7 protein-coding genes and 1 tRNA gene are annotated in these 6,104 nt (G+C 41.7%); 5 read left to right on the top strand and 3 right to left on the bottom strand.

All coding sequences use genetic code 11. The features are described 5' to 3' along the window. Positions 1–95: 95 nt before the first annotated feature. A complete protein-coding gene (locus HYS07_04050; protein ID MBI1870349.1) occupies positions 96–452 on the bottom strand; it encodes a hypothetical protein in 357 nt (118 codons plus the stop codon). Beyond that, complete coding sequence (gene nirD / locus HYS07_04055; GenBank protein ID MBI1870350.1) at positions 436–750, bottom strand: nitrite reductase small subunit NirD; 315 nt, start codon at positions 748–750, stop codon at positions 436–438. The genes HYS07_04050 and nirD overlap by 17 nt, the downstream gene beginning before the upstream one ends. A gap of 278 nt (positions 751–1,028) precedes the next feature. On the opposite strand from nirD, the gene HYS07_04060 reads away from it, so the two are divergent. Further along, a complete protein-coding gene (locus HYS07_04060) occupies positions 1,029–1,412 on the top strand; it encodes a hypothetical protein (protein ID MBI1870351.1) in 384 nt (127 codons plus the stop codon). A gap of 63 nt (positions 1,413–1,475) precedes the next feature. On the opposite strand, the gene HYS07_04065 is transcribed toward HYS07_04060, so the two are convergent. After that, a complete protein-coding gene (locus HYS07_04065; GenBank protein ID MBI1870352.1) occupies positions 1,476–2,030 on the bottom strand; it encodes a methyltransferase domain-containing protein in 555 nt (184 codons plus the stop codon). Between the two features lie 111 nt (positions 2,031–2,141). Here HYS07_04065 and HYS07_04070 point away from each other — a divergent pair. From HYS07_04070 to HYS07_04085, 4 genes are all read left to right on the top strand, one after another. Further along, positions 2,142–2,215, top strand: a tRNA-Val gene (locus HYS07_04070). A gap of 91 nt (positions 2,216–2,306) precedes the next feature. Beyond that, the gene (gene thrS / locus HYS07_04075) at positions 2,307–4,061 is read left to right on the top strand and encodes a threonine--tRNA ligase (protein ID MBI1870353.1); all 1,755 of its coding nucleotides are present in this window, start codon (positions 2,307–2,309) and stop codon (positions 4,059–4,061) included. A 187-nt stretch (positions 4,062–4,248) separates the two neighbouring features. Further along, on the top strand, positions 4,249–4,704 hold the full coding sequence (locus tag HYS07_04080; GenBank protein ID MBI1870354.1) for a hypothetical protein: 456 nt from the start codon (positions 4,249–4,251) through the stop codon (positions 4,702–4,704). A 13-nt stretch (positions 4,705–4,717) separates the two neighbouring features. Further along, entirely contained in the window at positions 4,718–5,977 is a 1,260-nt protein-coding gene (locus tag HYS07_04085) for an ABC transporter ATP-binding protein (GenBank protein MBI1870355.1), read from the top strand. Positions 5,978–6,104 lie beyond the last annotated feature (127 nt).

Consider the following 6,104-nt stretch of genomic DNA (forward strand, 5'->3'; position numbering starts at 1 on the left):
CTACACCATCCTCTACTCTAGACTATGAAATCTTCTTCTGGAGGTCAAGATTAGAATAGTTTAAGATTAGACCAGTACTTCTGTAAGATTCTTCTTTATTCAACGTATCTCAGGTCTTGCTCACTGGAGATGACAAGGTAAGGTCGATGGTCTTGATGAGGGCTTTGGGGATTCCAGGGTTCATGGATGTCTGTGGGTTTAAGAAGAACGCCTGCATCCCCTCCATGAACAAGAACAGCCTGGGCGTCTCCGGAATCTGTAATGCGCTGAGCATAAGCGGGTGTTGGGGAAGATGTTGGAATGTTGGACCAGCCGACTATATCACACAGCGTGTCCTTTCCCTTCTGAAACATGAGAATTTGTTTGACCGCTTTAGGGGGGCTCAGATCTTGAAAAACAGCGGACATTTCTTCTTCAGCAATTTTGATATAGAGCTTAATCATTTGAAGCATCCACCAAAATATCATCCCCTTCTATTTTAACATCAAACTTCTTCTGGCAAATTGAAGGGCTAGACAAACATTCCCCTGTTGTGACATCGTATTGCCAGCCATGCCAAGGACACATCACTTCTTTACCTTCTAGACTTCCTTCGCCTAAAGGGCCTCCTCGATGTTTACAGATATTATCAATCGCATAAAAATTCCCACTGATATTAAAAAGGGCAATCGATTTTCCTTCAATGTCAATGGCCATTCCTGTTTCCTCTGGAATATCTTTACGATTTGCAATCTTGATAAAATTGGACATATGCCCTCCCGTTATTAGTCACCGGTGGTAATCGACCGAGCCACAGTTTTGTCGCCATAAGCTTTCGTCCACCCATGTGCATGAAAAGAGTCCACAGTCGACAGTCAATGGTCGGCAGATTTAAAGGAAGCATTCTTTTCTATGGACTGTGGACCGTTGACTATGGACTCATTTTTATATTAGTCCTTCTTGAGAAAAGAAGTCAATGTAAGTTCTTTAAAATTTTTCTGATAAAAAGTTTTTGACTTGTTCATTAGGTGTGCTAAAATTTTCTTTCGATGAACCACAAAGGCCCTTATCATCCTCGCTTTCTCTTTTTCCTACTTTTATCGCTTACTACTTTTCTAGGTTGTGATCAAGGAGATGTCCGAAAAGCTTCAGGAAATTATGAAGTCACTGTTGTAGATCCCAGTGGCAAGAGTGATGTGGGAGATGCCAGTGTTACAAACTCTGGGGACTTCTTTTCCATTGTTATTAACAGCACGGTAGGTCATTTTGCGATTACGGGAACGTTGAAGGATAATAAGATTGAGACGACGTTTACGGATTCGGGGGGAAACAGTGCTACGGCTACCTTCCAATTTTCAGTCGATCGAAGTACCTTTACTGGAAATATCCAGACCACCACAGGTTTGTTTGTCGTTCGTGGCACCCACCTTTAAAATCAGCTATAAGTTAAAAATAGACTCAATTAAACTTACCGCTTATAGGTTAAAGATTAGCGGTTATTCTTGGGTCATTTCAAAGATAAAAGCGGGAGGAATATTTCTCAATTCCATCTGAGATTTGAGGTTGTTGAAAAAACCCTTAAGGTAAGAGCCTGCTTTAGAGGAATATTGATTATAGATAATGAACTTTCCTCCTTGAGTCAATACCTGTTTTGTTTTTTTCAGAAGACTTTTAATTTCTTGCTCGTTAAAGAACGAAAGGGGAATCGAAGAAAGAATTAAATCCACCTCTTTTATTTTTAATTTTTTGAGATAGATATCAACCTTTTTTGCATCCCCATGAATCACTTCAAGCCTTGAATCATTTATTTTTTTTAATTCCTCACAGAACTTTTTATTGGTTTCTATCACGATAAATCGTGCATTTTTGGGCAGTTTCTTTAAAAGCGTTTTGGTGAGAACGCCATTTCCTGGACCATACTCGATGACGGTCTTTATTGTTTCAGTCTTAATTTTACTTAGGACTCTTGTGTGGACAAATCTAGAACTAGGGAAAATAGCTCCGATCTGACGATCCTTGAGGAAGTTTAGAAAAAAATGCAATCGCTTCATTTTCGCCTCTGAATTCTTAAAAATTCTTCTATAAATCTACAAAACGTCCGTGTATATTATATCCAATTTTTCTTGAAGAAAAGGAAAGAGTTTTTGTAGCTATCTATTCATGGGCGATTAGCTCAGTTGGCTAGAGCGCGAGCTCGACACGCTCGAGGTCACAGGTTCGACCCCTGTATCGCCCAAATAATACAGTTCAATATTTTAGGTTCAAAGTTTAAAGTTAAGAAACTGAATGCGATTTACGAAATACGAAAGACGATCGACGGTATTTAAATGAGTTACGGTCCAGAACCACAACATGCCTCGTTAACACCTGAGCTTGAAAAGTGTCGGCACAGTTCAGCCCATATCATGGCCCAAGCTGTGAAGCGTCTTTTCCCCAATGCCAAAATGACCATTGGCCCTGCGATTGAGACAGGTTTTTACTACGATTTTGATCTGGATCACCCCTTCTCCGTAGAGGATCTGAGTCGTATTGAAGATGAAATGAAAAAAATTGTTGCTGAGGATTTTAAATTCTCCAGAGAAGAAATTCCCCGAGAAGAGGCCATTAAGCTTTTTGAAAAGATGGGAGAGCCCTTTAAAGTCGAAATTTTAAAAGAGATTCAAGATGGCATTGTTAGCACCTATCGTCAGGGCGAATTTTTGGATTTATGCCGAGGCCCCCATTTAGAGAGCACAGGAAAGCTAAAGGCCTTTAAGCTTTTGAGTGTGGCTGGAGCCTACTGGCGAGGCAATGAAAAAAACAAAATGCTCCAAAGAATTTATGGAACGGCTTTCCCTTCCCGCCAAGAACTGGAGAGCTACTTAAAACAGTTGGAAGAATCAAAGCTGCGGGATCATCGTAGGCTTGGAAAAGAGCTGGGTCTTTTTAGTATTTACCCGGAGGCGGGGCCAGGTCTTATTTTTTGGCATCCTAAGGGAGGACGGGTTCGGTGGATTTTAGAAAATTTTTGGAGAGATGAACATTTTAAGAGGGGTTATGAATTTGTCTATAGCCCTCATGTTGCTCGTCTAGAGCTTTGGAAAAAAAGCGGTCATTGGGACTACTATCGAGAAAGCATGTATCCTCCCATGGAGCTAGAAGAAGATCAGTATGTGGCTAAACCCATGAACTGTCCGGGTCATATTCTCATGTTTCGCTCAGGCATCCGAAGCTATCGAGACCTCCCTTTAAGGTTTGCCGAATTGGGAACGGTTTATCGATTTGAAAGAACCGGGGTACTTCATGGTTTAATGCGGGTTCGTGGATTTACTCAGGATGATGCCCATATTTTTTGCGCTCCGGATCAACTTCAAAATGAGATTCAAAGGGTATTGGAACTTGTCGATTTTATGATGAAGGTTTTCGGGTTTCAGTATCAAGTTGCATTAAGTACACGGCCCGAAAAGTTTGTAGGCGAAGTTGAGCTTTGGGACCAAGCAACTCGATCCTTAGAAGAAGCTCTTAAGACCCGATCGATCTCTTATAAAATTGATCTGGGAGAAGGGGTGTTTTACGGACCCAAGATTGATATTAAATTAATCGATGCTCTTGGACGAGGCTGGCAAGGCCCGACGATCCAAGTTGATTTTAATTTGCCTCATCGCTTTGAAGCAACCTTTGTCGCTTCCGATGGAAAGCATCATCCTGTTGTCATGGTGCATCGAGCGGTCTGGGGGAGCATGGAGCGTTTTTTAGGAATTTTAATTGAGCATTTTCGAGGGGCATTCCCATTATGGCTGGCTCCCGTTCAAGTTAAAGTTCTTCCCATCACAAGTTCAGAGATAGATTACGCAAAAGGAATCATTCAAAAATTAACTCAAGCCTCTCTTCGATGCGAACTTGATGATCGACCTGAAAAAATTGGTTTTAAAATTAGAGAGGCCCAAGGGGAGAAAATTCCTTACATGTTGATTGTAGGGGATCGAGAGAAAAAAGCAGAAACGGTCGCCGTTCGAAACCGAAAAAAAGGGGATATGGGGGTCATGGCATTTCCAGCATTTTTGGATCTGGCTCTAAAAGAAATTTCTGAAAAGATTCAATGATTTTTCTACTATAAAACCTACCGAAGAGATCGTTTATTTTCGTCACCCCATTCACTTCCAAAAGCAGATATGGCTGTGTCGCATAGACCCAAGTAGATAAGACCCTTGATCTCATACTTTATTTTTCATAGTTGTTTTTTTGAAACGAACACAATGGTATAATTCGCCTTTTCGAAGGGTAGAGAATATGCTAAGGATAGGAATGGAATCTTCGATGAAACACGTGACCATTTTTTTCTCTTTTTTATTGTTATTGGGTGTGGTCGGACTGATTGCACAGCAGGGTTCAAGTTTGGAAGTGGTGTCGTTGGGGCTTCACGATGAAGCTGGAATGGATGTGAGTGGGAAAATAGTTCGACCTTCCTCGCATTTGACGCTTGAAATGAAATACAATCGGCGAGGTTTTCCCAAAGAGATTCTCACCACCCTTGAAATTCAATTGTTTGATACTCAAGGGAATGTGCTTCTTCAAGATAAACTGGATCGTCCTCCCTTAGAGGGGACGCGAAAGGATTCTTACAAAATCGATATTCCTAGAGATGCTCAAGGGAAATTTTTGGTTGTTCTTACCCTGCGTGTTTCTCAAGGGGATCAAATTTTTTCCGAAGTGACAAAGACGGTTCCATTTGACGTTTCTATTTGAGGATTGAAAGAATATGATGGATTCTAAAGTTTTGATGTCCTCGGGTGAGTCTTCTCCTGAAGTTACAGATGCCATTCCAGTTCGTGTGAGCCGTTTGGGAAAGCGTTTTAGGTTAAGACATGAACGAGAAAGGTCTCTTAAATCGACCTTACTTTCTCTTTTTAAATCAAGAAGTCGCGGAGAGGATTTCTGGGCCTTAAGAAATATTTCATTTGACGTGGAGCGAGGAGAAACCTTAGGAATGATTGGGGCCAATGGGGCAGGGAAGAGTACGCTTCTAGGGCTTTTGGCTCAAACGATGAAGCCAACGGAAGGGGCTGTAGAAATCCACGGTCGTGTTTCAAGCCTCTTGGAATTGGGGGCCGGTTTTCATCCAGAATTGACGGGCCGAGAAAATGTTTTTTTAAACGGGTCAATTTTAGGACTTTCTCGAGGTCAAATTGAGGAACGCTATGAGCGCATCGTTCAATTTGCAGAGCTTGAGCCTTTTATGGATGTTCCTGTGAAGCATTATTCTTCAGGGATGTACGTTCGATTGGGATTTTCTGTTGCGGTTGAAGTAGACCCGGACATTCTTTTAATTGATGAAGTTTTGGCAGTAGGGGATGGAACTTTCCGAAAGAAGTGTCTTCAGAAAATTGCTGATTTTCAAAAGGCGGGCAAAACATTATTGATTGTTTCACACGACTTAGAGGTGGTCAAAAAAATCAGTGATCGCGTTCTTCTTTTAGATCACGGTCAGTTTATTGAATTAGGGCGGCCTCAGGAAGTGGTGGATGAGTATGTTCGGCTGGGGCTTGAAAAGGGAGAAGAGCCTTTGATGAGAAAGGACTGGGGAAACTTTGAGGCCCAGATCGAGAAAGTCCTTTTTCGAAATTCTTCAGGAGGGGCGACCGATCGATTTCAGAGTTTGAGCCCGATGGAAGTAGAAATTTTTTATAACGCCAAAAAAAGAATCAATCGACCTGTTTTTGGATTTTCCATCGCAGATCAAGAAGGGAAAATTTGTTTTGGGACCAATACCCAAATCAAAAACCTTTCGATCCCTTGGATTGAAGGAAGAGGTCAAGTCACCCTTCAGATGGTCTCTCTTCCCTTCATTCGGGGAAAATATTTTTTTTCTTTTTCTATTCATAGTGAGGATCACAAGGTGAGTTATCATCGACAAGATCATGCCTATGCGATTTGGATCGAGTCCCAACGACAGGAAAGCGGATTTGTTGATATCGAGACCCAATGGGAGATACAAGAAGGTTCAAAGTTTAAGGTTTAAAGTTCAGTGCGCCAAGCAAGCCAACAAAAGCAAGCCGAAATAAGGAGCCTGAGTAAAGGCTAACCACCGACTCAGAACTGAACTCTGCACTTGGAGAGGCAACGAACCGAGTGAAGCCAGAGGGAAG

Source organism: Chlamydiota bacterium, from assembly GCA_016178055.1.
Taxonomy (GTDB): domain Bacteria; phylum Auribacterota; class JACPWU01; order JACPWU01; family JACPWU01; genus JACOUC01.